The organism is Candidatus Baltobacteraceae bacterium (genome assembly GCA_036559195.1).
Classification (GTDB): domain Bacteria; phylum Vulcanimicrobiota; class Vulcanimicrobiia; order Vulcanimicrobiales; family Vulcanimicrobiaceae; genus JALYTZ01.
The window spans coordinates 28,976-55,497 of sequence record DATBTN010000059.1 but is presented as its reverse complement, the minus strand read 5'-3'; the positions used below and the strand labels follow the sequence as shown (position 1 = coordinate 55,497).

Annotated in this window: 24 protein-coding genes and 2 tRNA genes; 6 read left to right on the top strand and 20 right to left on the bottom strand. The window is 64.5% G+C overall.

Annotated elements, in window-relative coordinates; all coding sequences use genetic code 11:
• Position 1: 1 nt before the first annotated feature.
• The 5 genes from VIG32_09655 to ndk form a co-directional block, all read right to left on the bottom strand.
• Positions 2-76: transfer RNA gene (locus VIG32_09655), tRNA-Glu, on the bottom strand.
• Positions 77-122: 46 nt separating this feature from the next.
• The gene (locus tag VIG32_09650) at positions 123-551 is read right to left on the bottom strand and encodes a hypothetical protein (protein ID HEY8298273.1); all 429 of its coding nucleotides are present in this window, start codon (positions 549-551) and stop codon (positions 123-125) included.
• Positions 552-616: 65 nt separating this feature from the next.
• Positions 617-688: transfer RNA gene (locus VIG32_09645), tRNA-Ile, on the bottom strand.
• Between the two features lie 26 nt (positions 689-714).
• On the bottom strand, positions 715-1,992 hold the full coding sequence (gene eno, locus VIG32_09640; GenBank protein ID HEY8298272.1) for a phosphopyruvate hydratase: 1,278 nt from the start codon (positions 1,990-1,992) through the stop codon (positions 715-717).
• Between the two features lie 40 nt (positions 1,993-2,032).
• Complete coding sequence (ndk, locus tag VIG32_09635) at positions 2,033-2,491, bottom strand: nucleoside-diphosphate kinase (GenBank protein ID HEY8298271.1); 459 nt, start codon at positions 2,489-2,491, stop codon at positions 2,033-2,035.
• 57 nt (positions 2,492-2,548) lie between these two features.
• Between ndk and VIG32_09630 the strand changes: the two genes are divergently transcribed.
• A complete protein-coding gene (locus VIG32_09630) occupies positions 2,549-3,289 on the top strand; it encodes a biotin--[acetyl-CoA-carboxylase] ligase (GenBank protein HEY8298270.1) in 741 nt (246 codons plus the stop codon).
• Here the strand turns inward: VIG32_09630 and VIG32_09625 are convergent, their stop codons facing one another.
• From VIG32_09625 to VIG32_09610, 4 genes are all read right to left on the bottom strand, one after another.
• Positions 3,290-3,505, bottom strand: a complete 216-nt coding sequence (locus tag VIG32_09625; GenBank protein ID HEY8298269.1) for a putative Se/S carrier-like protein — start codon at positions 3,503-3,505, stop codon at positions 3,290-3,292.
• 8 nt (positions 3,506-3,513) lie between these two features.
• Entirely contained in the window at positions 3,514-4,845 is a 1,332-nt protein-coding gene (locus VIG32_09620) for a cache domain-containing protein (protein HEY8298268.1), read from the bottom strand.
• A gap of 2 nt (positions 4,846-4,847) precedes the next feature.
• Positions 4,848-6,497, bottom strand: a complete 1,650-nt coding sequence (locus VIG32_09615; protein ID HEY8298267.1) for a methyl-accepting chemotaxis protein — start codon at positions 6,495-6,497, stop codon at positions 4,848-4,850.
• A gap of 148 nt (positions 6,498-6,645) precedes the next feature.
• The gene (locus VIG32_09610) at positions 6,646-7,179 is read right to left on the bottom strand and encodes an archaemetzincin family Zn-dependent metalloprotease (GenBank protein ID HEY8298266.1); all 534 of its coding nucleotides are present in this window, start codon (positions 7,177-7,179) and stop codon (positions 6,646-6,648) included.
• A 48-nt stretch (positions 7,180-7,227) separates the two neighbouring features.
• Between VIG32_09610 and acpS the strand changes: the two genes are divergently transcribed.
• Together acpS and VIG32_09600 are read left to right on the top strand one after the other, a co-directional pair.
• A complete protein-coding gene (gene acpS, locus VIG32_09605; protein HEY8298265.1) occupies positions 7,228-7,593 on the top strand; it encodes a holo-ACP synthase in 366 nt (121 codons plus the stop codon).
• A gap of 1 nt (position 7,594) precedes the next feature.
• Complete coding sequence (locus VIG32_09600; protein ID HEY8298264.1) at positions 7,595-9,121, top strand: NAD(P)H-hydrate dehydratase; 1,527 nt, start codon at positions 7,595-7,597, stop codon at positions 9,119-9,121.
• A 156-nt stretch (positions 9,122-9,277) separates the two neighbouring features.
• Here the strand turns inward: VIG32_09600 and ligA are convergent, their stop codons facing one another.
• The 8 genes from ligA to uvrB form a co-directional block, all read right to left on the bottom strand.
• Positions 9,278-11,278, bottom strand: a complete 2,001-nt coding sequence (gene ligA / locus VIG32_09595; protein ID HEY8298263.1) for an NAD-dependent DNA ligase LigA — start codon at positions 11,276-11,278, stop codon at positions 9,278-9,280.
• Positions 11,275-11,640, bottom strand: a complete 366-nt coding sequence (locus VIG32_09590) for a VOC family protein (GenBank protein HEY8298262.1) — start codon at positions 11,638-11,640, stop codon at positions 11,275-11,277. The genes ligA and VIG32_09590 overlap by 4 nt, the downstream gene beginning before the upstream one ends.
• Positions 11,641-11,767: 127 nt before the next feature.
• Positions 11,768-14,728, bottom strand: a complete 2,961-nt coding sequence (uvrA, locus tag VIG32_09585) for an excinuclease ABC subunit UvrA (GenBank protein ID HEY8298261.1) — start codon at positions 14,726-14,728, stop codon at positions 11,768-11,770.
• Positions 14,729-14,756: 28 nt separating this feature from the next.
• Positions 14,757-15,512, bottom strand: coding sequence for a hypothetical protein (locus tag VIG32_09580; protein ID HEY8298260.1), 756 nt, complete (start codon positions 15,510-15,512; stop codon positions 14,757-14,759).
• 1 nt (position 15,513) lies between these two features.
• A complete protein-coding gene (locus VIG32_09575; protein ID HEY8298259.1) occupies positions 15,514-16,236 on the bottom strand; it encodes an HAD-IA family hydrolase in 723 nt (240 codons plus the stop codon).
• A gap of 1 nt (position 16,237) precedes the next feature.
• Complete coding sequence (locus VIG32_09570; GenBank protein HEY8298258.1) at positions 16,238-18,763, bottom strand: glycoside hydrolase family 38 C-terminal domain-containing protein; 2,526 nt, start codon at positions 18,761-18,763, stop codon at positions 16,238-16,240.
• Between the two features lie 70 nt (positions 18,764-18,833).
• Entirely contained in the window at positions 18,834-19,334 is a 501-nt protein-coding gene (locus VIG32_09565; GenBank protein ID HEY8298257.1) for a hypothetical protein, read from the bottom strand.
• 113 nt (positions 19,335-19,447) lie between these two features.
• Positions 19,448-21,493: an excinuclease ABC subunit UvrB gene (uvrB, locus tag VIG32_09560; protein ID HEY8298256.1), complete on the bottom strand. Its 2,046-nt coding sequence runs from the start codon at positions 21,491-21,493 to the stop codon at positions 19,448-19,450.
• A gap of 106 nt (positions 21,494-21,599) precedes the next feature.
• On the opposite strand from uvrB, the gene VIG32_09555 reads away from it, so the two are divergent.
• The 3 genes from VIG32_09555 to pth are packed head-to-tail and all read left to right on the top strand — an operon-like array spanning position 21,600 to position 23,914.
• Positions 21,600-22,622, top strand: coding sequence for a ribose-phosphate pyrophosphokinase (locus tag VIG32_09555; GenBank protein HEY8298255.1), 1,023 nt, complete (start codon positions 21,600-21,602; stop codon positions 22,620-22,622).
• 30 nt (positions 22,623-22,652) lie between these two features.
• Complete coding sequence (locus VIG32_09550) at positions 22,653-23,312, top strand: 50S ribosomal protein L25 (protein HEY8298254.1); 660 nt, start codon at positions 22,653-22,655, stop codon at positions 23,310-23,312.
• Between the two features lie 29 nt (positions 23,313-23,341).
• Complete coding sequence (gene pth, locus VIG32_09545) at positions 23,342-23,914, top strand: aminoacyl-tRNA hydrolase (GenBank protein ID HEY8298253.1); 573 nt, start codon at positions 23,342-23,344, stop codon at positions 23,912-23,914.
• Here pth and VIG32_09540 read toward each other — a convergent pair.
• From VIG32_09540 to VIG32_09530, 3 genes are read right to left on the bottom strand one after another with little or no spacing between them, the layout of a single operon-like run.
• Positions 23,874-24,731 carry an ABC transporter permease gene (locus tag VIG32_09540; protein HEY8298252.1) on the bottom strand — a complete coding sequence of 286 codons (858 nt, stop codon included), beginning with the start codon at positions 24,729-24,731 and terminating at the stop codon, positions 23,874-23,876. The genes pth and VIG32_09540 overlap by 41 nt on opposite strands.
• A complete protein-coding gene (locus VIG32_09535) occupies positions 24,728-25,639 on the bottom strand; it encodes an ABC transporter ATP-binding protein (protein ID HEY8298251.1) in 912 nt (303 codons plus the stop codon). Before VIG32_09535 ends, VIG32_09540 begins: the two co-directional genes overlap by 4 nt.
• Positions 25,626-26,474, bottom strand: a complete 849-nt coding sequence (locus VIG32_09530; GenBank protein HEY8298250.1) for a hypothetical protein — start codon at positions 26,472-26,474, stop codon at positions 25,626-25,628. Before VIG32_09530 ends, VIG32_09535 begins: the two co-directional genes overlap by 14 nt.
• Positions 26,475-26,522: the final 48 nt, after the last annotated feature.

Sequence of the window (26,522 nt, the reverse complement as noted above, 5' to 3'; positions counted from 1 at the left end):
GTGGTAGCGCCAACGGGAATCGAACCCGTCTCTGCGCCTTGAAAGGGCGCTGTCCTAACCGATAGACGATGGCGCCACGGTGGCCGTCCCCTATTCGTACCGGGGGGAGTGGCGGCCTCCCGCTATTTCGCGCTGACCGAGACGGATTTTTGCCCCGTCACCGGATCGCTCGGACGCACGTGTTCGACGAGGAGCACCTTGGCGCCGGACCACACGGTGACGGTTCCCGAACCGTTGTTACGATCCTTTTTCCATTTTATGGCGATCGTATCGTTTCCGACGGGTACGAGGCTCGAAATGTCGGCCGAGCCGCCGGCAGTATTGAGGGTTGGGCCCGGCTGGCCGTTGACGTAAACGCTGTAGTTCATGCTCTTCGATGCCTTATCGGCACTGACCCGATAGTGCGTCTTCGCCATCTTGGTCATCGCGGCGTCGGGGGCCGCGGTCGAATTGCTTTGCGGATGCGTGCTCTGCGTTGCCGACGAGCACGCGGCCAAGCCTGCGGCCAGCGCAAGCGCGGTAAGCGAACGAACGATAAAAACTCCCTGCATGCTAGGAGTCATTCCACAGCTTGCAAGGAGTCTAAACGCTGCGGGCGCGCCGCAGCCGAAAAATGTGGGCCCGGTAGGATTCGAACCTACGCGCAACCAGTTATGAGCCGGGCGCTCTACCGCTGAGCTACGGGCCCGCGAGGGCACGGGTCGCCATTTCCCATTACAATTTGCGCATCCTGTTCGATCGGCCCGGATAGCGCGCCGCCTGCCCTAACTCTTCTTCGATGGCCATGAGGCGATTGTATTTGGCAACGCGGTCGCTGCGCGATAGCGATCCCGTCTTGATCTGACCGGCGCCGGTCGCTACCGCGATGTCGGCGATCGTGGTATCTTCGGTCTCGCCCGAGCGATGCGAGATCACGCAGGTGTAGCCGGCTTTGTGCGCCATCTCGACGGCGTCGAGCGTCTCGGTCAGCGTTCCGATCTGGTTGACTTTGATCAGAATCGAGTTCGCCATGCCCTCGGCGATGCCGCGCGCGAGCCGCTGGGTATTGGTTACGAACAGATCGTCGCCAACGAGCTGGCATTTCGCACCGATCGCATCGGTGAGTTTGCGCCAGCCATCCCAATCGTCTTCGGCGAGGCCGTCTTCGATCGAAACGACCGGGTATTTCGCGATCAGATCTGCATAGAATCGCACCATGTCGTCGGCGGAGAAGGCGCGATCTTTGGAGAGCGGATAGTATTTGCCGTCTTGGAAGAACTCGGTCGACGCCGAATCCAGCGCGATCGCAATGTCCTCGCCGGGAACGTATCCGGCGCGCTCGATCGCTTTCACGAGCAAGTCCATTGCGGCATCGAGCGTATCGAGCCGCGGCGCGAACCCGCCTTCGTCGCCTACGAGCGTCGGCTGCCCGGATTCGTGCAGCAGCGCGCCCAGCGCGTGAAAGACTTCCGAACCGTAACGCACCGCTTCGTGCACCGACTCGGCGCCGACCGGCACGATCATGCACTCCTGAAATTGCAGCGCGCCGTCCGCGTGCTTGCCGCCGTTGATAACGTTCATCATCGGCACGGGCAGTGTCGATGCCGATGGGCCGCCGAGATATCGAAAGAGCGGCATCGAGAAGCTGCTCGCTGCCGCCCGCGCGACCGCAAGCGATATGCCCAGAATCGCGTTCGCACCGGTTTTGCTCTTGTTCGGGGTCGCGTCGAGTTCGATGAGTTTCTCGTCGATCTCGCGTTGCGCGGTCGCGTCGAGCCCCTCGAGAATCGGCCCGAGAAAATCGTTGACGGCGGCGACTGCGTGCAGCACGCCCTTTCCGTTGTACCGCTTGGCGTCGCCGTCGCGAAGTTCGACGGCTTCGTGCGCGCCCGTGGATGCGCCCGACGGAACCATCGCTTCTTCAACCGAGCCGAAGCTGGTGGCGACGCTGACCGCAATGGTGGGATTTCCGCGCGAGTCCAGCACCTCGCGTGCGTGCACGCCTTCGATCAACGGGCGGCCGCCGCCGCGCAACGATTCCAAGCCCATCGCGCTACTTTTCCAGAACCCAGCGCTCGAGATCGTGTTTGCGCGTGACGAATTCGTTCGTGTTGAAGAAGATCGCGAGTTCGCGCTCGGCGCTGCCCTTGCTATCGCTGCCGTGCACGAGGTTGCGTCCGATCGACTGCGCGTAGTCGGCGCGAATCGTTCCGGGCGCCGCCGTCAACGGATTGGTCGCGCCCATCAATTGGCGGCAGCCCTCGATGGCGTTCTCACCTTCGACGGCCAGCGCCACCAGCGGCGCGCTCGTAATGAAGTCGACTAGACCCGCAAAGAACGGCTTACCGTCGTGCTCCGCGTAATGCTTGCGGGCGCGCTCGCCATCGAGCTGCATGAGCTTCATAGCGGTAATGATGTAGCCGCGACGTTCGAGGCGCGAGACGATATCGCCGACCAAACCGCGGGAAACGGCGTCGGGCTTGCAAAGAATTAACGTACGTTCGATTGCCATAACGCCGCTCCAATACGGGCCGGGCCACGCGAAGGCCTGCGGCGAAAATACCGGGCCATGCGCTTTTCAGGCGTCCTGCGCGTTGCCGTCACCGGCAGCACGAACGACGATATCGCCCGTCTGCTCGGCAAACCCGAGGCTCTCGGCCTCACCATCGCGGCCGATTACCAGCAGCGCGGCTCGGGCCGAAAGGGCCGCGCGTGGATCGCGCCGCCGGGCAGCGCCCTGCTCTTCACGACCGCGCTCCCCGAACCGATCGCGAGCGCCGATCTCTGGATCGTCCCGTTCTGGAGCGCGCTCGTGGTAAGCGCGGCGCTCGAAGCGCACGGAATCGCGGTGACGTTACAATGGCCAAACGACGTCCTGCTCGGCAAACGCAAAATTGCGGGAATTCTCTGCATCTCGCGCATTAGCGGGGATACCGCGTGGGCGGGCTGCGGGATCGGAATTAACGTGACGCGCCCGGCCGATGCCGCCGGCGCGGCAGCGCTTGCCGAGATCGAACCGCCGCCGGCGTTTTGCGACGATCGCGCGCCGGTCGCGCGCGACGCGCTACTCGCGACGATTCTCGAGCGTTTCGATGCCATGTACGATCTCTTGCGCACGCCGCAGCACGTCGCTCGCCGCTGGGAAGAGGCCGCGCGCATTCCGGGTACGCCCTATACGTTCGTCCTCGACGGCGAGACGGCACCCTTCGAAGCGGAACCGCTGCGGCTCGCAACCGGCGGCGCGTTGATCGTGCGGCACGACGGAGCGCAGCGCGAGATCGCGCTCGCCGACGCGCGCGTTATGCGCTAGTTATTTCGCGACGCCGCCGAGCGCGACGTTTGCACCGGAGAGCGCCGCGACGGCTTGCGACTCCAAACTTCCGTCCAAGCTTAAGCAGAGGTTTGCCGATGCGCTGAGGGTCGCCGGCTTCGGAATCATCTTCGCCACGATTCCGGAGTCTTTTAGCGCCTTGGTCGCGATCATCGTATCGGCGTTGCTCGCGAAGAACAGAATGACGTCTGCCACGATGTCGTCTACGTCGCCGGCGCGCCGTGAACCAGTTTATCGAGCCCGCGCGCGACGTCTTTGAGCTCGGCGACGCGCGTAACGGCCTGCTGCAGGCGTCCGCTCATTTCGTGTGAGAGCGTGTCGATGACGACCATATCGCCGACGAGTTCCTCGTTGAGCGCTTTGAGATCGGCCATCTTGGCGGGCGTCGCGCCGTTGGCCGCGATGTCGTCGATCACGGCTCCGGAGCGCTCGACTGCAGCTTTCGTTGCCGCCACGTGATCGCCGGAGACCTCACCGCCTACAATGGTAACGCCGAGTTCCTTCGCTGCCGAACTGACTTGCGCGCTCCGGCGCGCCAGCGCTAACGAGAGGCGCCGCACGATCGGCACCGCCAGCAAAAGCGCAATCGCCATGGCCACCAGGCCCCACAGCACGAACGTTTCCATCAGATGGTTTTGGATCGTCGTAATCTGCGCCATCGGCAGACCGTACCAAAACGCTCCGACGACCTCGTTTTGATCGTTCGAGATCGGATCGATTCGGGCCATGTACTCGGTACCGCCCTCGGTGTCGCTGCCCACGTAATCGTCTTGGACCTTATTCGCGTCGGCGGCGTGAGCGACTTGCGTGTCGACCACGCGGGTGCCGTCGGCCTGACTGATCGTCGATGCCACGATCGCATCGCCGTCGAGCAGCGCCGTCTGCCCTCCAAGAGCGTGCGTGCTTTGATCCACGAGATCGTAGAAATGGTTCATCAGCACGCCGCCATAGATCGCCCCGAGCGTCCGCTCGTTCGAGTCCGACATCGGCGCGGCCGCAACGAGCGCGAGTCCGCGCGTTAGGTGCTCGACGGTCTTTCCATCGGGACCCTTCACGTCGGAGACCGCCTGCGCGGCGAGACCTTCGCCTTGCAATTCGTTCGGCGCCAACAAGGCGGCCGTGCTGACGGTTTCGCCGCCGAGCGCACGCTGCACGTATCTCTCGTCGCCGAGGCTGCCGAGATTCGTGCCGTTGGCTCGCGCGACCACGCGGCCTTTGCCGTCGACGATGGTGAGGAACGAGAGGTTCGAGGTTCGCGCGATGTTGGAGAGCTGGTCCTGCAGCGCTTTGCCATCGTGCGACTGCAGCGATTTGCGCAGCGCGTTAGAGACCGCGTCTTGCGTAATGAGCAATCGAACCTGCTCTTTGCGCGAGTCCCAATAGCCGCCGAAGGCGTTCGAGCCGTTGGTGGCCTCGGTGCGCCCGAGGGCGCTCAAGTCCTTCTGCAGCGTGACCCGCGCCGCGATGACGCTGATCAAGAAAAAGAGGACGATCGCTGCGACGATCGTGCCGAGCAGGCGAAAACGCAGACTCATCATCATACCGTGTCTCCTTGCGCGCCGCGGTCGCTCACTTTGAACTGCCGGAGTCGGCTGTCGATCCGTGCGGCCGATTCGTTCATCTCTTCGACCGAGTTCAAAATGCGCTGGGCGGCGTCCGTTACTTCCTTATTCACGTAGGTGAGGACTTCGACTGACGACGCGTTCGTCTGCGAGATCGAGGCGATATTTTCGAACGCCGACGTCACCGCGTCGGAATGCGTCGACATCGCTTGCGTGGCTGTCACGTTAAGCTGGACCGATTTCGCGATCTCTTCGATCGAACGAATCACTTGATACGAGTTGCTGCTCATCGCCCGCGCGACCGACGAAATCTCGCCGATCTGCTGATTGGCCGAGAGCACGGCCTGCACGATCTCGCGCAAGGCGCCCGACGCCGAGGTCGTACTGCCGACGTTATCTTCAACGCGCGCCGTTAGGCGTTCCATCGCGCGAACGACCTCCGCGATCACGTTCTGCGTCGAGAGGATGTGGCCGGCGATTTCTTTGGTCGCCTGCACGCTTCCGTCGGCGAGTTTGCGAATCTCGGTCGCGACGACGGCGAAACCGCGGCCGTGCTCGCCGGCGCGAGCCGCTTCGATGGCGGCGTTGAGCGCCAGTAGATTCGTCTGCTCCGCGATGCGGTCGATCACTTTTACGATGTCGCCGATCTGCTCGGAGTTGCTGCCGAGCATCGCGATGTCGCGACCGAGATCGCCGATGGTCGCGCGGATCGTGTCCATCCCTTCGACGATCGTGTGGATCGCAACGCCGCCGCGCTCGGCCGTCTGCGACGTCTCCGCCGAGATCGAGGCGAGCGAATCGACCTGCGCCGTTACCTGCTCGATCGAACTCGCCATGTTGGTAACGGCGAGCGAGGTCTCGTCGAGGCTGCGCGTCTGTTCTTCGGCCGACGCGGCGATAGCGGAGATCGTTTGCGTCAGCTGCGTCACTTTGCTCGTCGCGCTTCCAACGATCCGCGACTGTTCGCCGATGCCTTCGTCGAGCTGACCTTGCGCGAGCGACGCGCCTTCGATTACGGCCAGCGCCGTGGAAGCCGTCGCGTTGAGTTCGCCGCCGGCCGAACCGAGCTGGGCGGCGCTCTCGTGCAGCCCGCCGAGAAACTCGCGCATGCCGAAGATCAATTTGTTGAGCGCGATCGCGAGATCGGCGAGCGATCCGTCGGAGACGGCCAAATTCTTGGTGAAATCGCCCTGACTGACTTCGCGGATGCCCGACGCGAGCGCGGCGACGCTCGATGCGAGTCCGCCGGCCGTGCGCAGCGAGTGCGGCGCCGAGTCGCCCGCACCGTCGGAGGCCCTATCGCCGGCGTCGGTCGCAACGAGCATCGCGATCAGCACGCCGACGAGCGCGAGTAGAAATCCCGAACCGAGAGCGCCGCCGCGATGTTGGTGCGCGCGCACGGCGTAATCGATCGCACCGGCCGCAACCGCCAGCGCCGGTCCGAACGGGAGCCCGGCAACGGCAGCGGTTGCCGCCACGATCGCCAGCAGCACGAGGTCAAACGATGGGACTTTAGAACCATACGCATCGAGGATCGCGCAGAGCAGCGCCGCTGCAATCGCGAGCAGCGCGCGTGCGGGATTCCCCAGGCGCGAACGCCAGGCGGTCAGACGAGCCTGGATCATCGGCCTGCTCCCAGCAAGAACCACTCGAACCTCGCCTCGAAAAACGATCGAACGCCAAGGAAGGCGCCCGACGGGCGCTCCGGCATTCTTCTCTCAGAGTCTACGGCTAAAACGGGGAATTTATTTAGAGCGGGGCCCGGAGGGCCTCTCAGCTCCGGGCGCGGCTGCGCTTGTCGCAGGCTTCGCAGTAGTACGACATCTTGTTGTCGCTCTCGAAGATCGAGTTCGAGTAATACATCGCGCAGCGCGCGTTATAGCAATGTTTGAGGCCGAGCGCGTGGCCCAGCTCGTGCACGCATTCTTTGAGCGTTCGCTGGAAGAGCACGTTCTCGTCGGGTTCTTCGCCGTAGAACTCCGAACGAAGCCGATGCAGCGAAACGACCGCGACGCGCCGTTGCTCGTCGGCGTCGCCGAAGATGAAGCGGTGCGACGTTTTGTAGAGGTCGAAATCGGTGATCGCGAGGAGCAGGCCGTCGTCGTCGGGATACTCGCGCAACACTTTCGAGGTGAGCGTCGAGAGGAACATTTGCTGCCGCGCGCTGTTGACCGCGCTGCGTGGTACGGCGAGCCCGCGCTGCACCGACGCGCTGTATAAGAAACGTTCTTCGAGACAGAGTCCCAAACGCGAAAGGAAGCCGGGGTCGATCGCGTTGATCGGGACGATGCGGATCTGCGTTTCCATAGTCTGCGGGAGGAGTCTTCGCCACCGCGGGGCCGAACACTGCTAGCTATGATCATTGGCATGGGGATCGACCTGGCGGAGGTCGAGCGCTATCGCTTCGACGACGCGAAGCTCGCATGGTTCGCGCGCAAGATCTACACCGACGAAGAGGTCGCCTACGCGATGCGCAAGCGCAATCGCGCCGAACGTTTCGCCGGATTCTTTGCCGCGAAAGAGGCGACGCGCAAGGCATTCGGACACGCGATCCCGTGGCGGCAGATCGGGGTCTCGCACGAACGCAGCGGGAAGCCCGCGATCGTGCTTTTGGGGCGAGCAAGCGAGCTGCTCGCGCGCCGCGGCGTCTCGGCCGTCCACCTGACGATCACGCATACGGCGAACGCGGCGGCCGCGGTCGTCATTCTGGAACGCGAGTAGCGTGTTCGTACTGACGCCCGAGCAAATGCGCGCCGTGGACGCGCTGGCCGCGCAACGAATGGGCGAGGTCGAACTGATGCGCAACGCCGGCGCGCGCATCGCCGAACTGATCGAGCGCCATGCCCGCGGGCCGCGCATCGTCGCGTTTGCCGGTCCCGGCAACAACGGCGGAGACGCATTCGCCGCGTTTGCGGAATTGGATGCGTCCTACGAGCGGCACATCTACGCGCAGGAGGACGAGCGCTCGTCCTCGCCCGCGCGCCGCGATGCCGAGCTGCGCGCCCACGATGCCGGCGTGCATCTTCACCCGCTCCCGCAGAATGAAACGGCCGCGCGCGCGGCGATCGGCGAGAGCGGACTCGTGCTCGATGCGCTTTTCGGTACGGGTGCTCGCATGCCGCTGCCGCCGCAGTATGCGGCGGCGATTGCAGCGGTGAACGGCAGCGACGCGGAGGTGCTCGCCATCGACGTTCCGAGCGGCGTCGACGCGCTGACCGGTGCGACCCCCGGCGACGCGGTGCGCGCGGACGTGACGCTCGCGCTCGGCGCGCTGAAGCCGGGCCTGCTGCTCGAAAACGCCCGCGCCTTCGTCGGCGCGCTCTGGTGCGCGTCGATCGGGATCGCCGACGCCGAGCTTGCGACGCAGGACCGCATCTATGCGGCCGTCGATGCGGCGGAGCTGATCGCGCGGCTGCCCGAACGCCCGGCCGATTCGGATAAGCGCCGTTCGGGTGCGCCGCTACTCTTTGCCGGGTCGAGTCAGTTCCCCGGAGCCGCGATACTCGCCGCGCGCGGCGCGGCTCGCGCGGGTGCCGGATACGTGACGGTCGTTACGAGCGAGGCGGCCGCACCGGCGCTGCGCGCGCATCTCGTCGAGGCGGTCGTCGTGACCATTCCCGAATCGCAATCGGCGGCCGCGGCCGTCGGTACGATTCTCGATCTGGCAAATCATGCAACGGCGTTTGCCGTCGGCCCGGGTCTGGGCTTGGACGAGCGAACCGGCGCGATCGTGCGCGGCGTCGCCGAACGCATCGAGCTGCCGTTCGTCGCCGATGCGAGCGCGCTATTTCACTTCGCGAAACATCTGGAACTCTTGCGTGCCAAGCGCTGCGTTCTAACGCCGCACGCGGGTGAGTTCGCGCGACTCTCCGGCAAAGGGAGCGTGGGCGACGGCGAACGCGTCGAACGCTTGCGCGAGTTTGTGCACCGCACCGCGATCGTCACGCTGCTTAAAGGCCAGAGCACGCTAATCTACGACGGCGCGACGATGCACGTGAATACCAGCGGCAACAACGCGCTCGCGACGGCCGGCACCGGCGACGTACTCACGGGTATCATCGCGACACTGCTCGCCCAAGGACTCGCACCGGTCGACGCGGCGCGCGTCGGCGCCTACTGGCACGGATTGACCGGTAAACGCTGCGCCGCCGAACGCAGCCGCGGCGTAATCGCCGGCGACCTCCCCGACGCCCTCGCAAGCGCGCTATCCGAACCGCCTCACCCCGCCGGCATCGTACGCGTCTTCTAACCCCGCGCTCGCAACCGCAAGCCCGTCCTTCGACAGGCTCGTCCTTCGACAAGCTCAGGATGACAAGAGGGGGGGGGTTGGTGAGGAGTCGCTGGTTTGTCATGGTGAGCTTGTCGAACCACGGGCGTCTTTAGGCGCGCTCGTCCTTCGACAGGCTCAGGATGACAAGAGGGCGCGGAGGGCGGGTTCGTCGAGGATTGGGATGTTGAGTTGTTGCGCTTTGGTGAATTTGCTGCCGGGATCGTCGCCGGCTACGACGTAATCGGTTTTTTTGCTGACGGAACTCGTGACTCTTCCGCCCGCCGCAACGATCTGCTCGGCGGCCTCTTCGCGCGTCATGCCGGCGAGCGTTCCGGTCAGTACGAAGGTTTTGCCGATGAGCGGGCCGTCGGGGGCGCGCTCGCGTTTGGGTGCGGTCATATCGAGGCCGGCGGCGCGCAGGCGTTCGATCATGGCGCGGTTGGCGTCTTGTTGGAAAAACAGGCTCACGCTGCCGGCCACCTCGGGGCCGATCCCTTCGCTTCGACGCAGTTCGTCTTCGCTCGCGGCGGCGAGCGCATCGATCGAACCGAAATCGGCCGCGAGAATCTGCGCGGTCTGTGCGCCGACGAATCGAATGCCGAGCCCCGCCAGCAGCCGCGCGAGCCCGCGCCGCTTCGACTCCTCAACGTTGCGCAACACGTTCGCCGCGCTCTTCGCGCCCATCCGCGGAACGCACTCGAGCCGTTCGCTATCGAGCGCGTAGAGATCGGCGATATCGCGCACCAGCCCGAGTTCGGTCAGCTGCGCCGCGAGAACGTCGCCGACGCCCTCGATATCCATCGCGCCCCGCGATGCAAAATGACGGACCCGTTCGAGCACTTGCGCGGGACACGCCGCGTTCGTGCAGCGCGACATCGCCTCGCCCTCGGGATGGTCGACGGCCGAACCGCAGACCGGGCAACTGACGGGCATCGCGAACGGGCGCAGCCTCCCTTTACGCTCCGCCAGAATCGGCCCGACGACGCGCGGAATCACGTCGCCGGCGCGCGTTACTACGACGGTGTCGCCGATGCGAATGTCGTTGCTCGCAATATATTCCGCGTTGTGAAGCGTGGCGTTGCGAACGGTGACGCCACCGATCTGCACGGGTTCGAGCACCGCGCTCGGATTGAGCGTTCCGGTGCGGCCGACGGTGATCGCGATATCGAGCAGTTTCGTGCGCGCTTCGCGCGGTTTGAATTTGAAGGCGATCGCCCAGCGCGGATCCTTAGCGATCGAACCGAGGCGCTCTTGCGTCGCGAGATCGTCGACCTTTACGACGACGCCGTCGATCTCGTAGTCGAGTTCGTCGCGCTTCGCCTCCCACGCCGCGCAATACGCGATCACCTCGTCGATGCTCGCGCAGCGTTCGATGTGGGGGTTGACCGGAAAGCCGAGCGACTTGAGATAGCCGAGTGCCTCCCATTGGGTCGCGACCGGGGCGCCGCTCTCCAGTTGACCGATCGAGTAGGCGAAGAACGACAGCGAACGTTCGGCCGCGAGCGTCGGGTCGAGCTGACGGATACCGCCGGCGGCCGTATTGCGCGGATTGGCGAAGAGGGCGAGACCGGCACGCTCGCGCCCTGCGTTGAGGCGTTGGAAATCGCTTTTCTTCAAATACACTTCGCCCCGCGCCTCGATCACGGCCGGCGTTTCCGCGCCGCGCAGGCGCAACGGAATCGCTCGCACGGCGCGCAGATTGCTCGTTACGTCTTCTCCGACCCGGCCGTCGCCGCGCGTGCCGCCGCGTACGAACGATCCATTCTCGTAGTATAGCGACGTCGCCAGGCCGTCGATCTTCAACTCCGCGACGTAGCTCGCCGGGGTCCCCGCGAGTTTGGCGACCCGGTCGTCGAACGCGCGCAATTCGCCGGGATCGAATGCGTTTGCGAGGCTCAGCATCTGGCGGTGATGTTCGTACGGCGCGAACTTCGCGGAAGCCGGCATCCCGATGCGTTGCGAGGGTGAATCCGGCGCGCGCAGGTCGGGATGGGCCGTCTCGAGGTCGATCAGTTCGCGCAGCAGCGCGTCGTACTCGGCGTCGGATATTTCGGGTTCGTCGAGAACGTGGTAGTGGTAACTCGCGTCCTCGAGCCGCTCGCGCAACTCGGCCACGCGGGAAGCCGCTTTGCTCAGCGTTGTTTCCTTCTGGACGGACTCACGAGTTGAACGGGATAGCCGTCGGGATCGCCGACGATCGCGACGCGCCCGAACGATTCGTCGTAGGGATCCTGAAAAACGGGGACGCCCAACTGCGCGCAATCGGATACGAACGAGTCGACGTTATCGACCGAGAATCCGAGCTGCAGCGAACCCGGGCGCACCGAGAGCAACTCGCTCTTCGCATGCAGTCCGAGCGAAGCACCGTCGCCCAATTCAAAGTCCACCCAATGCGGAACGGCATCGGTCTTGATCTTGAGGCCCAGCACGTCGCGATAAAAATCGCGCGAGCGTTCGAGATTCGAACAAACGAGCATCGCCACGGAAAATTTAGACACCGCCGTCAACTCCACTTCGACTTGTCATAGTGAGCCCGTCCTTCGACTTGTCATGGTGAGCCTGTCGAACCACGTCCTTCGACAAGCTCCGTCCTTCGACAAGCTCAGGATGACAATTGCTCATGGGTTAGGCTTCGACGGGGACGCGGCCACCCTTGGCGAGGTCGTCGAGGACGCGCATATTCTCGCTCTCCATCGCTTCGAGCGCCTTCGCGTCGGGGCGGTGGTGGCCGACGGCCCGCTGATCGAGCAGCACGGGCGCAAGGTAGGCGCCGGTGAACGAGCGCGCGTTGCGGGCGAGTTCTTCGGGCGTGCCGATGCCGACGATCGTGCCGCCGCGGTCGCCGCCCTCGGGGCCGAGATCGATCAGGTGATCGGCGGTCTTGATCACGTCGAGGTTGTGCTCGATCACGAGCACGGTGTTTCCCGTCTCGACGAGTCGCTGCAACACTTCGAGCAGTTTGTGAATGTCGGCGAAATGCAGTCCGGTGGTCGGCTCGTCGAGCACGTAGAACGTGCGCCCGGTCGAGCGGCGCGAGAGTTCGGTCGCGAGTTTTACGCGCTGCGCTTCGCCGCCCGAGAGCGTCGTCGCCGGCTGCCCCATCTTGATATAACCGAGTCCGACTTCGCAGATCGTCTTAAGCCTGTTATGGATACGTGCAATCGTTGAGAAGAACTCGCTCGCTTCATCCACGCGCATCTCGAGAATATCGGAGATCGCCTTACCCTTGAATTTCACTTCGAGCGTCTGCGCGTTATAGCGCTTGCCCTTGCAGACCTCGCACGGAACGTAGACGTCGGGCAGAAAGTGCATCTCGATCTGAATGATGCCGTCGCCTTGACAGGCCTCGCAGCGGCCGCCCTTGACGTTGAACGAGAACCGGCCCGGCGTGTAACCGCGCAGTTTCGCTTCCGGAACGAGCGAGAATAGTTCGCGAATCTGATCGAAGGCGCCGGTGTAGGTCGCCGGATTGCTGCGCGGCGTTCGCCCGATCGGCGATTGATCGATCACCACGAGTTTGTCGAGTTCCTCCGCGCCCTTAACCGTACCGTACGTACCGCCGGCGGTGTGCCCGTGCAAGTGCTGGTTGAGCGCCTTGACCAGCACTTGATTGACGAGCGTCGATTTGCCGCTGCCGCTCACGCCGGTCACGCACGTAAAGACGCCGATGGGAAAATCGACGTCGAGGCCGCGCAGGTTGTTCGCCTTCGCGTTCTTTACTTTGAGCGCCGCGCGCGCGGCGCGGCGTTTCTTCGGGATCGGTATGAACTTGCGCCCCGAGAGATAGGCGCCCGTCTCGGACTCGGGGTGCGCGAGCACTTCCTCGATGCTGCCGTTGGTGAGGATATGGCCGCCTTCGGCGCCCGCCCCGGGGCCGATATCGACGACGACGTCGGCCGTGCGAATCGTATCCTCGTCGTGTTCCACGACGATGAGCGTGTTGCCGAGATCGCGCAGCGTGCGCAGCGTTGCGAGCAGCCGATCGTTGTCGCGCTGGTGCAGCCCGATCGACGGCTCGTCGAGAATATAGAGAACGCCCACGAGCGAACTGCCGATCTGCGTCGCGAGCCGAATGCGCTGCGATTCACCGCCCGAGAGCGTCGTCGCCGAACGCCCGAGCGTCAAATAGTTCAAGCCCACGTTGGTGAGAAACCCGAGCCGCCCGCGAATTTCTTTAAGCACTTGGTTTGCGATCTGTTCTTCGCGCTCCGTGGGCGCGAACTCGCTAAAGAAACGCTCGGAGTTCTCGATCGACATCTGGGTGACGTCGTGAATGTTGCGGCCGTTCACCGTTACGGCGAGCGCCTCGGGTTTGAGCCGCGCCCCCTTGCACTGCGGGCAGACCGAGGCCGACATGTACTTCTCGATATCTTCTTTGACGTAGTCGGAGCTGGTCTCGGCGTAGCGGCGCTGCAGATTGTTGACCACGCCTTCGAACGTCGTGCGATACTCCCACACCTTGCCGCTGCGCGATTGGTAGGCGAAGTTCTGCTCGCGCTCGGTTCCGTAGAGAATGACGTCGAGCACGTCGTCGGACATCTTCTCGACGGGCGTGCTCAACTTCACGCGATGCGTTCGCAGTACGCGTTCGAGCTGCTGGAGATAGTACGGGTTCATCGACGGGAAGCGGCCGCCGCCCAGCGACTTGCTCCAGGGAACGATCGCGCCGTCGTCGATCGACTTGTCGCGATCGGGAATGACCTTCCACGGGTCGATCTCGATCTTCTCACCCAGACCCGTGCATCCGGGGCAGGCGCCGTACGGCGAGTTGAACGAGAAAAGCCGCGGGGCCAACTCCTCAAACGAGAGCCCGCAGTGAACGCAGGCGAACGCCTCGCTGAAAGTCAGTTCGCGCGAGCCGGTCTTCTCCTCGACCAGAACCGTCACGATTCCAGTCGAGAGACGCAGCGTCGTTTCGACCGAATCGGTCAAGCGCTTGCGCACGTCGGGTTTCATGACCAACCGGTCGACGATCACTTCGATCGTATGCTTGCGCTTCTTGTCGAGCACGATCTTCTCGCGCAGTTCCTTTTGCTCGCCGTCGACGCGGACGCGCGAGAAGCCCTCTTTTCCGATCTCTTCAAAGAGCTTCGCGTACTCGCCCTTACGCCCGCGGACGAGCGGCGCCAGCACTTGAACGCGCGCGCCCTCGGCGAGTTCCATGATCGAGTCGACGATCTGTTCGCTCGATTGCGAGCTGATCTCGCGGCCGCAATTGTAGCAATGGGGAATGCCGATGCGCGCGTAGAGCAGTCGCAGATAGTCGTAGATCTCGGTCACCGTGCCGACCGTCGAACGCGGATTGCGCGAGGTCGATTTTTGATCGATCGAGATCGCGGGCGAGAGACCCTCGATGTAATCGACGTCCGGCTTCTCCATCTGTCCGAGAAACTGCCGCGCGTACGACGAGAGCGACTCGACGTAGCGGCGCTGCCCCTCGGCATAGATCGTATCGAAGGCAAGCGAGGACTTGCCCGAACCGCTGAGGCCGGTGACGACGATGAGCGCGTTGCGCGGAAGCACGAGGTCCACGTTCTTGAGGTTGTGCTCGCGCGCGCCTTTGATAACGATCGAATCGAGAGACATGCTTTTCTCTAGACCGCGGCTTGGGAGTTTAGGATGCAGCCGGCGGGGGAGCGTCGGCCGGCTGGTCGAGGGTGGGGCGCAAAACGATATATTCTCCCACAACGACCAGGGTCGCGTAGGCGACGACCACCTCCATAACGACCAGCTCGAAGATCGAGCCGATCAGCGGAATGCCGTGCAGCAGCCCCCCAAGAATCGCGGCCACGGCGGCGATCGCGATGATGAGCGCCACGACGCCGGTGGTCGCCCAAAAGTTCTTTCCGGCTAGCCGAAAGGACTCGACGAGCGCGTCAACCGCCGTCCGTTCGCCGACGATGACGCCCGGAATCGTATAGAGCACGAAGATCGCATAGAGCAAGACCGGAAGATAGAAGAGAAAATCCATCAAAAACGCGGCGATGGAACCGATTAGAAACAGCAGCAGGATCGCGATGAAGACTTGCGTGCCGTCTTTGCGTAGCGCGCTCGTACCGTCGGCGAGCGTCGCACGGCCGCGCTGCCACGCCGCCGCCGCCATGCCGGTCGTGTACGCGATCGAAACGATCGCCCCGAGCATCCGCACGACGACGGCGACGATCGAGCCGATAAAGATTGCAAAAACGCCGGGTCCGCCGTTGAGATCGCCGAGCCCGCCGAGCGAGACGCCGGCGTAGACGTCCAACAGATAGAGCACCACGCCGGTAACGATGCCGACGATAACGGCCGGTACCACGACGATCCAATTGCCGGCCAGCAGTTCCCACGCGCGACGGAACGTGCCGGTGACCGGTGCCTGCGCTTGCATCCTACGCGGGTTCGCCGAGCAGAACGGCCGCAACCTGGCCGACGGTCTCGACGGTAACGTCCGGCGGCGGCGCGCCCGCGGGCACCGTCTCGCCGTGCACGTTCATCCACACCGTGAAAAGCCCGGCATCGCGGGCCCCGCGAATATCGCGTTCGTAACGGTCGCCGACCATCGCGCTGTGCGAGGGCGCGCACGCGAGTTTGGTGCACGCGTGGGCGAAGAGCAGCGGATCGGGCTTGAGCATCCCGACCTCGTCGGCGATAAAGATCGCATCGAAGAGTTCGCCGATTTGCAAAAGCGCGATCTTCTCGCGATGCGTCTCGGCAAACCCATTGGTAACGAGCCCGAGTTTCGTGCCGCGCGCGCGCAGCGCGAGCAGCAGATCGCGCGCGCCCGGAAAAAGGGCGAGATACTTTTTGCGGTAGCGATTGTAATTCGAGGCGCTCCGGCTCGCGAGATCGCGATCGGTGAGGCCGACGGTGCCTAGCGCGTTCGACCACAGCGTCGCCCGCAGGCTCGCGAGCCGCGTCGCAAGCTGGTCGCTCGAGAGCTGCTTCCAGAATCCCTCGGCCTCGGCCACGTAGGCGGTCTTGAGAGCGAGCGCATCGATACCGTGCTCCGCCGCAACCTCCCGCGCCACTTCTTCCGCGGCGCTCTTGTAGGCGAGCGTGTCGTCGTGGAGCGTGTCGTCCAAATCAAACAGGACGCAGTGTAGATCGCGCATCCTAGAACCTTACCCGGAAACTGCGCAAGGCAAAAGCGCCGATCTCGCAATGCAGGTGTTCGCCTTCGATCGTCGCCGCGCCGCTCGCCGGGCGTTCCAGCGCATCGACGGGCTCGGCTTCGCGCATGCGAGCGCCGCAGCGCAACGCAACCGCGCGTCCCCGGCCGTCGCATTCCCGAACCCGCACGATCGCGCCGTCGCCATCCTCGGCGGGCTTGCAGGCCGCGATCGCAACGCCGTCGTCGTCGCAGGTAAAGAGCCGAACCCGCGGCTGGTGCGCGAACGTCAGCCACGCGCGCTCGATCGCGCCGATCGTCGCGCCGGCGAAAGGCGCGAACGCATAGTGCAGCCGCTGGCCGCCGAGATCGGCGCCGGGGTCGGGCCAGGTCGTACCGCGCAGCAGCGAATGCCCCAGTTGAATCCCGCCCTTGGGCAGCACGCGCGCGCTCCAGCCGTAGGTGTCGAGCGCAAAGAGGGCGAGACCCGCGTCGCCGGCGCCGCGAACCACCGCGAAGCGCTGACCCGGCACTTCAAACTTCGCACGCTCCTCGGGCGTCGTCCGGCGCGCGCCGCGCTCGACCGTGCCGTGCGGCGTACCGTACGTGACGGCCTCGGCATCGATCGGCAGCCACTGCTCCACGCGCAGCAGCGTGCGCCGCTCGCGCCAATCGAGATCCAGATCGACGCGCAGAAACGGCTCGCCGGCCTCGAGCGCGACGCGCATGGTCGCGCTCGAACGCCCGAACGTAAACGGCACGACGAGGGCGCCCGCTTCGATGCGGCACGGACCGGGCTTGGCGTGGCGTAACGTGCGCTCGTAGCCCGCGTCCACGTTCCACGCTTCCCACTTCTTGGGCCGGTCGGTGTAGAGCGCGAGCACGTTGCCCTGCGTGCAGACGTTTGGGCCGCCGGCGGCGGCGAGTTCGAGAATGGCGCCGGTGGGCGCGATTCTCGCGCGCAGCAAGCCGTTGTCGAACAGGTAGTCGCCGTCGGTCTCGAGCGGCGCGCTTGATTGCGGGCGCGCCGCGGGCGCGCGACCGCGCGGCAGCGCTTGCTGCGCGGAACCCAAGACGCTCGCAACGATTTCGCCGGCGCGCGCGTGCTCCGCAACGGCATCGGCATTCACGGCCGCGATCGACGTACCGGGCAGCACGTCATGAAATTGATTGCGCAGGACGATCTCCCACGCGGCGCGCAATCCATCGCGGAAATGCGCGAGCATCTCGCGCGGCGCGCGCACGGCGGTGCACCACGAGACGAGTTCCTCCGCCTCCGCGAGCGCGCGTTCGAGCAGCGCGTTGCCCGCCTTGAGATCGTGATGCGTCGTGTAGACGCCGCGATGATACTCCAGATAGAGTTCGCCGGCATGGACCGGCAGACGATCGCCGCGCGCGCGCAATTCCTCGAACCAGCCGCGCGGCGCGATCCAGCGGCCGTCGCGGCGTACGTCGGCGAGCATCCCGGGCGTCACGCCGCCGCCCCCGTCGCCATACCCCGCGACGATCGGTTCGTCGCGCTCGCGCGCGATCCGAATGCGTTCGGGCGTGAGGCCGCCGTCGTACGATTGCAGCAGCGCGCCGATCACTTCGCTGCCGTCGGGCGCGCGCCACGTAAACTGCGGATAGGGAAAGCGCGTGGTGTCGTTCCATTGCAGCTTGGTCGTGGCAAAAAAACGCACGCCCGCGTGCGCGAGCAGCATCGGCAGCGTGTTCGCGAAGCCGAACGAATCGGGCAGCCACGCGATCGCGGGCTCGACGCCGAAACGTTCGAGGCAATAGCGGTGCCCGAAGAGCAACTGCCGCAGCAGCGATTCGCCCGAAGGCAGGTTGCAGTCGGGCTCGACCCACATGGCGGCGACCTGCGGATCGAAGCGCCCCGCAGCCACATGCGCCGCGACGCGTGCGAACAGCGCGGGATCGTCGTGCTCCACAAAGGCGTAGAGCTGCGGCTGCGATTGCGCGAACGTAAAGGTTGGATCGCGATCGAGCAGATCGGTCGCGATGGCAAACGTGCGCGCGGCCTTGCGGCGCGTTTCTTCGTACGTCCAGAGCCACGCAACGTCCAGATGGGAGTGTCCGATCGCGCGAACGTCCCCGTCGGCCGGTTCCGGCAGCGATTCCGCGCCCTCGAGCAGTTCCGCATGCGCGTGCGGCTCGGGGTGCGAGAGGGCCTGGAGCAGCATCCATTGCAGCCCGGGGCCGGAAGGCAGCGCGTTGGTTGGCAGGGCGCGCAGTTCGACTTCGAACTGCAACGCGCGCGGCCGCTCGCACGGCGCCAACTCGACCTCGCGATGTTCGCGATCGAAAGCTCCGAGCGCGGCTCCATCGACCCGCAAAAGCGCGCCGGTTCGCGTTGCGTAGCGAATGCGTACCGGGCGCGACTGCGGTTCCAGGGTGGCCGTCAACACCGCGAGCGCGCCGGTGCGCTCCACCGGGGCGAGTGTAAGCCGCACGGTTACGGTGCCGGCCGCAATCCGATTCCGTCGATCTTGCCAACGGCGCAGCCAAAACGATACAACAACGGACACCCTCCCTTTAGCGACCTTGTACCTTCGGAGGGCTCCGTTGTTTTACCGTTCGAGTATCCGGCCGCGCCGGCTAGGGCGTCGGCGACGGTTTCGGCATCGGCATCGTCATTGGGTGTTTCATCGGCATCGGGTGCTTCATCGGCATGGGATGCGCCATCGGCATGGGATGCGCCATCGGCATGTGGCCCGGCGTCATCATGTGATGCTTCATCATCATCGTGTGACTCGGCATGGTGTGGCTCGGCATGGCGGCCGGCTGGCGATTGAACTTCTGCAGCCAATTCGCTCCGTTGGGATTGTCGTTGAGTGCGTTGGTCTGCGTGGTCGGAGCGGTGCTGCCGGTCGCCGGCGTCGCCTGATCCGGCGCGGGCGTCGTGGTACCGGCCGGGGGCGCCATCACGGGCTCTGGGGTCGCGGCCTCGGGGGGCGCCGACTCGGCCGGGGATGGAAGCTCCGTCGCCTGCGGCGCCGGACGGGCGCTCGACGGGGCGTGCGCCAAACCGACGAATCCAACGGTTGCCGCCAGGGCAACCGCAGCCGCGGTCGCGCGAATCGTTCGTAGATGCTTCATTAAAGTTTCGCTCCTTACGTGCTTGGTAACCAAGGAAGAAAGCTTTGGGAAGATCGTGTACCCGGGAATCGGCACCGTTCACGCGCTGGCCGTACGATCGGCGCCGCCCCGGGCTAGCGGCCGGCCAGTTCCTTGAGCGCCTGCTCGAAAATCTTCGGTGCCTTGCCCGCAAAAAGCAGCGACTCGTTGCCCCCCAACTGTTTGCGCAGTTCCACCAGCTCGTCGCGAAGCGCAGCCGCCTTTTCGAACTCGAGATTGGCGGCGTACTCGCGCATCTTGCGCTCGATGTCCTGCGCCATCTTGATCGCCACGTCGCGCGGCAGTTTTTCCCGCTTTAATTTCTCCTCAACGTCGGCGGTGGCGCCGACGAGTTCGAGAATGTCGCGAACCTCCTTGCGAATCGACTTCGGCTCGATGCCGTGCGCGGCGTTGAACGCGACCTGCGTTTCGCGGCGGCGCTTGGTCTCACCGAGCGCGCGCGCCATCGATTCCGTAATGACGTCTGCGTACATGATCACCTTGCCTTCAACGTGCCGCGCCGCGCGCCCAATCGTCTGCACGAGCGAGGTCTCGCTGCGCAGATAGCCTTCTTTATCGGCGTCGAGGATGCCGACGAGCGAGACTTCCGGCAAATCCAAACCTTCGCGCAGCAAATTAATTCCGACGAGTACGTCGAAGACGCCCAGGCGCAGATCGCGCAGAATCGCGATGCGCTCGAGCGTGTCGATCTCGCTATGCAGGTAACGCACCTTAAAGTTCATCTCGAGCAAGAAGTCGGTGAGATCCTCGGCCATCTTCTTGGTTAGCGTGGTCACGAGCACGCGTTCGTTGCGCGTCACGCGCAGGCGAATCTCTTCCATGAGATCGTCGACCTGATTGCGGGTCGGCCGCACCTCGACTTCGGGATCGACCAGGCCGGTCGGGCGAATAATCATTTCGACGACTTGGCTGCTGCGCCCGAGCTCGTACGTACTCGGCGTCGCCGAGACGTAGACGACCTGGTTGATATGTGCGTCGAATTCGTCGTAGGTGAGCGGCCGGTTATCGAGCGCGCTCGGCAGGCGAAAGCCGTGATCGACGAGCGAGAGTTTGCGCGAGCGATCGCCCGCGAACATGCCATGCGTCTGCGGCATCGTCACGTGCGACTCGTCGACGAAGAGCAGCCAATCCTTCGGAAAGAAGTCCAGGAGGCACCACGGCGTGGAGCCCGGTTCGCGACCGGTGAGGTGCCGCGAGTAATTCTCGACGCCGTTGCAGTAGCCGACTTCGCGCAGCATGTCGAGATCGTATCGGGTGCGGCCCTCGATGCGCTGCGCCTCGATCAGTTTGCCGTTGTCCTTGAAATACTTGAGCCGATCCTCGAGCTCGATTTCGATCGACGTAACGGCACGGCGCAGCTTCTCGTCGGGCGTGATGAAATGCTTGGCCGGGAAGATCAGCAGTTCGTCTTTGGACTCGACGTACTCGCCGGTCATCAAGTTGACGACGTTGATCGCATCGACCGTATCGCCGAAAAACTCGATGCGATGAACGAGCTCTTCATCGACGCTTACGAATTCAAGCGTGTCGCCGCGAACGCGAAAGGTTCCGCGCACGAGGTTGAGATCGTTGCGCCGGTATTGCATGTCGACGAGTTTGCGCAGGAATGCGTCGCGATTGAGTTCGCCGCCGACGCGGATCGTGACCGACATCTCCATGTAATCCGAGGGCGAACCGAGGCCGTAGATGCACGAGACCGAGGCCACGATCAGCGTATCGGGACGCGTGAGCATCGACTGGGTGGCCGAGTGGCGGAGCCGCTCGATCTCGTCGTTGATCGAGCTGTCCTTCTCGATATAGGTATCGGTGTGCGCGATATACGCTTCGGGCTGATAGTAGTCGAAGTACGATACGAAATACTCGACCGCGTTGTTGGGGAAAAAATCGCGGAACTCGGCGCAGAGCTGGGCCGCGAGCGTCTTGTTGTGGCAGAGTACGAGCGTGGGTTTCTGAACCATCTCGATGACGCGCGCCATGGCGACGGTTTTGCCCGAGCCCGTCACCCCGAGCAGCGTCTGCGCGCGGTCGCCGCGGAGCACGCCCTCGCTGAGGGCGGCGGTGGCCTTCGGCTGGTCGCCGGCGAGCGAGTAGGGGGCGACGAGTTCGAATTTCTGCGGCATGCTCATGCTAGACCGCCCCGCCCGGGGCGCGGGTTTCGCGAAGGTCGTGACCCCAGAGCGCGTGAACTGCTCTGAGGTCCGCGCTCGCCTCCCCGGAGATGCACCGTTGAGTCACAATCCACTCCTCTTCAGCGGAAATTCGAACCCGCGTCTAGCCGACGAGATCGCCAAGCGGCTGAAACTTCACGTGGGCAAAGCGCTGGTCTCGAAGTTCAAAAACGAAGAGACGCGCGTCCAGATCGGCGAGAACGTCCGCGGTTCCGAGGTCTTTGCGATCCAGTCGATCTGCAAGGCGCCCAACGGAAACGGGGTCAACGACTCGCTGATGGAGCTTCTGCTGATGATCGACGCGCTCAAGCGGGCGTCGGCGGCGCGCATCACGGCGGTCGTCCCGTACTACGGGTACGCGAAACAGGATAAAAAGACGACCGGCCGCGAGCCGATCTCCGCCAAAGTGATCGCCAACCTCCTCAAAACGGCCGGCGCCAAGCGCATGGTCACCGTGGACCTGCACGCCGCTCAGATTCAGGGCTTCTTCGACGGGCCGGTCGATAATCTCACCGCGATGCCGGTCGCCTGTAACTACCTCAAAAAAGAGGGCCTCTGCGACGACAAGATCGTGGTGGTCTCGCCCGATGCGGGCGGCGTCCATCGCGCCGAACTCTTCGCCAAGCGGCTGGGCAGTTCGCTGGCAATCGTCTTCAAACGCCGGCCGGAGCCCGACGTTTCGGAGGTTACCGATATTGTCGGCGACGTTTCGGGTAAGATCGCGGTCGTGGTCGATGATATGATCTCGACCGGCGGAACGCTGGCTAAGGCGGCGGAAGCGATCCTCGCGCGGGGTGCGACGAAAGTCTACACGATCGCCACGCACGGCATTTTCGCGGGCGATGCGATCCGCGTGCTCGAAGAGTCGCCCATCGAACGAGTGGTCGTGACCGACACGATCCCGTTCCCGGACGTGACCGAGCACCCGAAATTCGTGCAGCTCTCGATCGCCCAAACGCTCGCCGATGCGATCAATCGTATTACGACCAACCGCTCCGTCTCCGAACTCTTCACCGAAGACCCGGAGAAAAGATTGACCGAGGCCCCGCGCATCGAGCCGGAGCCCATCGCCGTACCGTAACCGTACACTAGAACTGGAGAGAACTTCATCGTGGCACAAGAATTACGACTATCGGTCCAAGACCGCGCGCAAACCGGCACGACGGGCTCGCGTGGCCTGCGCGCGCAGGGGAAAGTCCCGGGCGTCCTTTACGGTCACGGCAGCGAGCCCCAGCACGTGATCTTCGACGCGCGCGCGTTTGACGAACTCCTCCATCACGGCGGGCGCACGTCGCTCGTCACGCTCGTGTTCGATGGAAAGAAGAACGAAACGGCGCTGGTTCGCGAGATCCAAATCCACCCGGTTTCGCGCAAAGTGCTCCACGCCGACCTGCAGCGCACGTCGGCCAACGAGAGCGTTCACGCGCGACTCCCGGTCGTCACGACCGGCGTTGCTAAGGGCGTTAAAGACTCCGGCGGCGTGATGGACGTGGTCGCCCACGACCTCGAAGTCTCCGGGCCGGCGAACAAACTGCCCGACAGCATTGAGATCGACGTGAGCGAACTTGGCATTCACGATCACATCACGGCGAGCCAGATAACGCTTCCCGACGGATTCACCATGATCACGCCGGGCGATCAAACCGTCGTGGTCGTCGAGCCCTCGAAGACCGCTCAAGTGCTTGAGGAAGCCGCCACCGAAGGCGCGCCGGCTCAGGCCGAACCCGTCGTCATCGGCGAGACTCCGGAAGGCGAAGGAGCCGCTAAATAGCCGACTCCGACGTACGCCTAATCGTCGGATTGGGCAACCCGGGCAGAGAGTACGAGCGCACGCGTCACAACGTCGGATTTTCGATAGCCGACGAAGTGGCGCGTCGCTTTGCGTTAGACGGCTGGAAGAAAAAAGACAACGCGCTGCAGATCTACGATTCGCGGCGCAAGATCGTGCTCGTCAAACCCCAGTCGTTCATGAATTTGAGCGGCGCGCCGGTTCGTTTGATCGCCTCGTGGTATCGCGTGCCGCCGGCCGGCGTCTTCGTTGCGTACGACGAGATGGATATTCCCTTCGGCAAACTTCGGTTGCGCGCGTTCGGCGGCCATGGCGGCCACAACGGCATGCGTTCGCTCATCGCGACGGTGGGCGAAGGTTTTCCGCGCCTGCGCGTGGGCGTCGGCCGCCCCGAGTACGACACGATCGATCACGTCCTTAGCCCCTTCACCGAAGCGGAACGCGAGCGGTTGCCCGACGTCGTCGGCGCGGCCGCCGACGGGATCGAACGCTGGCTCGACGCGGGCATCGACGCGGCGATGCAATTCGTCAACACCTGGGCGCTCACAGACTCCGGCGAGCAAAACTCCACGAAGCCAGGCTAACGACGACCACGATCCACGCGAGCGTCCAGAGGAGCATCGGCAGCGGCGGCGGCGCCGCGATCAGAAACGGACCGCCGTAGGAATTATGCGCGGCGGCCTGCTGCATGCCGACGATCATCGCCACGGGTTCCAATCGGTACGCGGCCGCCTGCCACATCGCATCGCTCGGCAGGACGAGTTGCGAGATCGTGCCGGCGTTTACGAGGGCTTGGTTGTGGACCGCGCCGCCGATGCCGCCCACGATGCCGCCGATCCAGGCGATACCGAAGAGCACGACCGCGACGATGCTGCTCGCGATCGCGGAGAGTCGCGTGCCGAGCAGCGTCGCGAACGCGACCATGACGAGCGCGAGCAGCCAAACGAATCCGAAGGCTTCGAACGGATGCGGCGGAGCGTAGCCCGTAATCGCGCGCACGATCGTGAGTTCGGCGATCCCCGCTACCAGTAAATAGGCGCCGAGCATCAATCCGATGCCGATCGTCTTGCCGAGCAGAATCGACGCGCGCGCGATCGGACGCACGACGATCGGCAGCAGCACGCCCGACTCGATTTCGTTGGCGAGCGCGGGCGCCGCAACGAACGTTGCCGCCACCGCCAGCACGAAGCTAAACATGTACGCAATCAGCAGCACGAGCCCGGCGCTGGTCGTTCGAACTTCGAGCGGCGAGAGCGTCGCGCCGTGACGATCGTGCGCGTGCGTCAGACTGTGGAATCCCCAGGCGGTGAGCGCAACGAGCAGCGCCGTTGCGACGATCGCCGCGAGCACGAAGCGGCGGCGAACCAACTCGCGCAAGGTTACGAGCACGACATCGATCACGCGCCGTCTCCGGTCATCTGCAAAAACCGTTCTTCGAGCGAGGTTGCGAGCGGTTCGATCTCGTAGACGCGCGCGTTTGCGGCGACCAACGCCGCAACCAGTTGCGGAATCGCGTCGCGCGGTACGCCTTCCACGCGCAGCGCGTCGCCGTCGGCGACGGTCGGGCCGAACGCCGAGAGCACCGGCTCGAGCGGCGTCCCGTCGGCGCTCGCGCGCACGCGTACGCCGCGGCCGCTGCCGACGATCGCGGCGATCGGTCCGTGCGCGACGACGCGGCCCCGGTTGACGATCGCAACGCGATCGCAGACCAATTCCACCTCGCTCAAAAGGTGCGAGTTGAGGAAGACCGTGGTGCCGCGCGATTGGAGCACGCGCAAGAGTTCGCGCACGTCGTGCCGCCCGATCGGATCGAGCGCCGAGGTGGGCTCGTCGAGAAAGATCACTTCGGGTTCGCCGAGCAGCGCTACGGCGAGGCCGAGGCGCTGTTGCATTCCTTTGGAAAAGGTGCCGACCCGGTCGTCGCCGCGCGCCGTCAGGCCGACTAGGTTTAAGACGCGCGGCAGTTCGCCGGCGGATCGCGTCGTCGAGAGCCCTGCGAGTCGCGCGTGAAAATGCAGGACCTCGCGAGCGCTCAGCCACTCCTGATAGCGAAAGAGTTCGGGCAGATAGCCGATCTTGCGCCGCGTGGCACGATCGCTAAGCGGACGGCCCAAAACCGTCGCATCCCCGGCGCTCGCGCGATTGAGACCAACCAGGATCTTCACCGCCGTCGTTTTGCCGGCACCGTTTGGGCCTAGGAAACCGAAGATCTCGCCGCGCCCGATCTCAAGCGAGAGATCGGCAAGCGCGGTCACGGCGCCGTAGCGCTTAACGAGATGGTGCGCTTCGAGGGCGTTACCGGAGGCCATTGGCAAACGCCAACACGTCGTCCTCGCTCAGCGTTCCGGCGACGCCGTAAACGATGCCGTTTTTCTCCCACACCACACCGGCACCGAGTCCGGTATTATCGCCGATCGCTAAACCCGGCGCACCGCCGACCGTGATCCGCTGCGCGGTCTGCTTGTCGGGACGAATCGGAATCGGCAGCGTTTGGCTGAGATCGCCGAGCGCGCGAATCTGCGATGCGAGCTGCGGCGCGATGCCCGGCATCGCGAGCACATAGCTCTCGAGCGCCGGGAGCGTCGCGCCGGTCGACGTAACGCGTGGGGCGCGCGCCTGCACGAAGGTCAGAAACGGTTCGATGCGGCGCGTCCCTCGAGCGTGCGTACCGTAGGTCGCGACGACGACCGAGCCAAGCGCGACGCGTACCGTCGTGCCGTCGAGATTCGCCGGCATCGCCGGTAGCCGCCGGTGCTGACGCGCCGCGTAGGCGCGCGCTTTTTTCGCGCTGAACGTAAACGTAAACTCGCCCGGCGTCTGCACGTCGTACGAACGCGGCCGCGAAAGCGAGCCGGGAACGTTTTGCGGACGAAGTACGGCGAAATCGACGTGGGATTTCGCCGCGGCGAGCGATGCGAGCCGGATGTGGCGCGGACGCACGACCTCGCGCGAGGTTCCGAACCGATCCGCTCGCGGAAGCAACTTGAAATGCGTGAGATCCGTCTGCGAGATATCCACGGTCGTAAATTGCTTGGGTTGAAAGATCGTCAGAAACCCGCTCGCATAGCCGCCGAGCGGCGTAAAGATCAGGGCCAGCGCGAGCGCCGCCGCCGTCACGACGCCGATTCCAAAATGTCGTCTCATCGTTCGATTCTACCTCTTTACAGCGCCGCGGAGGGGCGTTTCGTAACG